Below are 4,275 nucleotides of genomic sequence, written 5' to 3' on the forward strand. Positions count from 1 at the left end.
CACGATAAGTACCTTGCGCTTCCTTAGTGGTTGGTCGATGTGTACCCCCACAGTGGACTTTCACCACCTAGATAGTTGCCATGCCTGGCACACACAAGAAAAACCTCTCGAAAAAAATCGAGAGGTTTTTGACATTTAATATGATGGCAGAACTACATCATGCCGCCCATACCGCCCATATCAGGCATTGCTGGAGCGTTTGGTTCTGGGATATCTGCTACTACTGCTTCTGTTGTTAAGAATAGAGCAGCTACAGATGCAGCGTTTTGTAATGCTGAACGAGTAACTTTCGCAGCCCTATCAAGCGTTCAGACTTATTTTCCGTTCACAATTATTGGGCAACTACCACTTCCCAATAAGTTTTTACATTTTCTATTGTAAAGTAGTAGTTGCGATTTGGGAATATAGAATATTATTAATTATCCAATCGTTTTAACCTTACTTTTCGTGCTTTAGCCAGGAGCAGATACCCACTAAGAAGCCATTTAGCTGATTTTCGGAATTAGGGGCTCCTTTCACAAAAAGTTTATACTCTTATTCAAACAACCTACCTAAAAAATACTCTTCCATTTCTAAATCGTTTTTTTCAAATATTTCAGTATTATTCTTAATAAATTCCCTCAAATAGTTATCTAGATTAACAGATATTACAGTCAAGTGTTCATCAGTTACTTTCAGGTGTTGACCATGTACTAAAGTAGAGCGATATTTATAGCCCTCTTTTATTATTCCGAATATTTCTTTTTTTTCTTTGGGTGTTCCACCTAATAAAAGAGCTACACGTTCAGCTATTTTATGATTAATTTCTGAAGTTCCTATTGTAAATAAACATTCTAGGGCAGTGCAGTATGATACTATCTTCATAGGCAAGATTGAACTACTTCTTGCTGCCTTTACAAAATACATTGCCCTTTGCATCCGAGTAGAACCCTTACTTTTAAAAAAGTAATCTGAGGGTGGATACTTACCACCAAAACTTCTACCATCAAAATAATCGAAATCAATCGGGTTATAGTTTTCGATAGCTTGTTGTAGCTCCTCATCAGAAAAGACTGATTCTCGTCTTTCATTTGAAGATAAACTGAAGATTTCAGATAATGACGCTTTATAAGTAAAACCATCGTCAAACTCATTTGAATAAGCGATTAAAAAACCATCTCTAACATAAACATTGTTATCCTTTACTTCCCATAACTTGTCTACAAAAAACTGCGCCTGTCTTAGAAATAAAAATGTATATTCTACTCCTTTTTTATCCATATCCTCTTGGGTTTGTATGTCTACAAATTCACCATCAATATAAAAATATGTAGAATCTTTAAATTCTTCAATAGAGTGTACACCCATTGTCGCCATTGTTAATTCATTCATAACTGTTTCTGAAAAAATAGTCTCACCATTAGAAATCCTTGCTCCAGCAAATATTTCTTTTCCTTTATTTTTTATAGACTTTAAACGTAAATTATGAAAAGTTGTTATGAATCTATACTTCATTTAATGCTAACCTCCCAACATACCTATCCCTAGATACAGTTTGCTGTACACCCTTAACCAGAATATTTATTTTTAGTAATCGAATAATGATAAATCTCAATATCATTATCTATAAATTCTCTCCTCTGGGCTGCCTTAAGCGTTTTGAACATGTTTTCTCTTCCAACGCCGTTATCCGTATGAATATAAATCTTATCTTCCCGCAATCCTTTTTCACAAATATACTTTACCAAATCATAACCAGTAGGCAATAAATATCCATTTTCATCTTCTCCTAAGTCATGGTCTAAGGAGAGAATATGTATCTTATAATCTTCAAGGTAATGTATTGCTTCTTCAACATTTCTTGCGATAGTGAAACCATACGGACAATCTCTTAAATCATCTACATACAGATTTATTATCTGTTTAACGATAGGAAACACCTCCAATGTATATGATTTCTTCATATTGTTCTAAAACGTTTTAAATAACTCCCTGACCTTATTTAACCTTCACTTAATTTAAATGAATCAAATTGACTAACAACAATGCTCATTAATGATTTTGAAAGCTCTCAATAGTATTTTGAAACGTTTATTCACTACTCTGATAAAAGATGAATTTTATTCTACCTCAACTTCTTCAAAGTCACAGTAAAGCCTTTCAGGAAGTTGCTCCCAAAAACTCTGTAACGCTTCCTTATACTTAATGAAATCTGAGTCACTAACGTTCAATACTTGCTCATTAAGCACTGTTCTATGAACTTTCAATAAGTTATTATCAGTTACTTCAGATAAAAAGAAGTCAGGTCTCAGCTTTTCTAATTCTGTTGCAGAACCACCATCACCATGTTTAATAACATTAGCTAATAATCTCAATTCATTTATATCTGACCATCTCTTCATTTTCTCTAGGTCTTGTCCAAAATCTGCAAATTCTTCTTTAATAGCTTTTATACCACGTGTACAATAGTTTTTAAAATCAATTTCTTGGCCTTTCTCATTTAATAGAGTTACTCCAGAATGTGTAATTTCATCATATAAGAACTTCCTTACTTGTTGTTCCCAAAACTGATACATTGTAGAAATCCACATCAATTGATTATTATACTTAACTAAAGAAACAGCTTCATAATATTCCAAGCCTTTTTCAAACGCAGAATCTGCAAAATCAGCTTCATCATGTCTATCAGGGTCAAAGTACTGTCCTAACTTTTCATAATGACTTTGTGCTATATCATTAGCTTCTTCTTCTAAGGTTTCAAACACTACTTTTATCTTTTTTTGGTAAACATCTATGTAGTAATCATAGGGTTTCTTCAATCTCTCTCTTAATTGTTTAAATAGATACAGTTGAGCTTGCATAGTGTCCCCCCTATACTTATATTAGTTTACTCCATTATACCAAATTACCTAAAAATGTATAAATGATATAAAAAACTAGTTTATATCGTCTAGACTTTTATTTATATTTAAATTGGTGTTATTTGGCTTGGTCGCTTGACGGGTATAATTCCGAAGCTGCAAAAGGTGTATAACACCCCCTACCTTACGCTCTGTTCTAAGACCTCAACAACTTTACCTCATAAGAGTTCCCATTTAATTTTATAAAAAAAACAATATAAACATTAAGTTTATACTGCGCTTTAATTACTTCTTTGGAGTGTAGGTGAAGGAGGTATAACCCTTTTTTAGAATACGCTCATTGAAATATCGGAAAATACCGCCCCTACCCTGCCGCTGCTATAAATAGCCTACAATCTCTCCTAGCCCTAGTTTAAAGCAAATTAATTGCTCCATATAAAGGAATGACTTTACAAGTCTATTTTGAACTGAAAATTTTCACTTTAAATAAAAATGCTACTAGTCCATTCTCTACCTCTCGTTCTTTTTCTAAAGAAACATCGGTCAATATCATTTGAGGCTTTCTTTTAGATTCAAAAACATTGACTACCCAATTGTCTACTTCATCTTCTAAAGCCTCTATGAGATTAGAATCTACATTCGTTATCTCTTTTAAAAGACAAACATAATACGTATCCTCATCCACTTCATCTAGCCATTCTAAAGCCACTCTTACCGCTTTCAAATCTAATGTACCATCTGGAAATGAAGGGCTTAACATACCAGCAACTGCACCTTTATATACCATTTGTACTTTTGTAACGTCTGTTGGATTACTCCATTGTTCTTGTCCCCACGCTACTCTATACTCTGTATTCTCTGGATGCCCTCCTGTAGCAGGTACGAAAATTGTTTTCTTGGCTTTAAACACTTGTGCCATTCTCTACACCTCTTTCTCATTATCAACCATTAGCGTTCAAACCAATGGTAATTTAACCAATGGTATTTAAACCAATAATAAAGCAACCAATAGTTATTGTCAATGAAAAAAAAGGAAATTTGTCAATCCCCTACCAGCAATGCCTATTTACTTTTTCGTCTCCTGCTCTCACGCTTCATAGCCTTGTCCTCTGCAGGCGATTACTCTTTCTACCTAAGCGAATATCAATGGCTATCCCTTATTAACTATAGTTCTGTGAAGCAAGAGAAAGTACTCTGACCATTTCCAACCTATAGTTGATGTTTATTTCCTGTGAAGTTCCTAATCGCTTTTAAACAGCTCTGATACACCTTTCACATAACTATAAGTAAAATGAGAATTTTATTATTGCTGACTGACTAAAAAAGAAGCCTCCAAATCTTAAAGTGTACCCTTTGTAAAGGACATTTTGAAAAAGAGCCTAGGCAACTTGTTGAAGCTGCTGTCTGTATTTTGCAGGCGGCAGCTTTTTTAAAT

General features: G+C 33.9%; 4 protein-coding genes and 1 pseudogene. All 5 read right to left on the reverse strand.

All coding sequences use genetic code 11. The features are described from left to right. Positions 1–152: 152 nt before the first annotated feature. Positions 153–290 (reverse strand): annotated as a pseudogene (locus BJ095_RS18590) (TCP-1/cpn60 chaperonin family protein); the annotation flags it as partial. A 244-nt stretch (positions 291–534) separates the two neighbouring features. After that, on the reverse strand, positions 535–1,494 hold the full coding sequence (locus BJ095_RS18595) for a HEPN domain-containing protein (protein ID WP_107937467.1): 960 nt from the start codon (positions 1,492–1,494) through the stop codon (positions 535–537). A 53-nt stretch (positions 1,495–1,547) separates the two neighbouring features. Next, the gene (locus BJ095_RS18600) at positions 1,548–1,943 is read right to left on the reverse strand and encodes a cyclic-phosphate processing receiver domain-containing protein (protein ID WP_107937465.1); all 396 of its coding nucleotides are present in this window, start codon (positions 1,941–1,943) and stop codon (positions 1,548–1,550) included. A 156-nt stretch (positions 1,944–2,099) separates the two neighbouring features. Continuing rightward, positions 2,100–2,840: a hypothetical protein gene (locus BJ095_RS18605; RefSeq protein ID WP_107937463.1), complete on the reverse strand. Its 741-nt coding sequence runs from the start codon at positions 2,838–2,840 to the stop codon at positions 2,100–2,102. Positions 2,841–3,297: 457 nt separating this feature from the next. Further along, positions 3,298–3,759 carry a hypothetical protein gene (locus BJ095_RS18610; RefSeq protein ID WP_107937461.1) on the reverse strand — a complete coding sequence of 154 codons (462 nt, stop codon included), beginning with the start codon at positions 3,757–3,759 and terminating at the stop codon, positions 3,298–3,300. Between the last annotated feature and the right edge of the window lie 516 nt (positions 3,760–4,275).

Origin of the sequence: Ureibacillus chungkukjangi (genome assembly GCF_003217295.1) — a bacterium.
GTDB lineage: Bacteria > Bacillota > Bacilli > Bacillales_A > Planococcaceae > Ureibacillus > Ureibacillus chungkukjangi.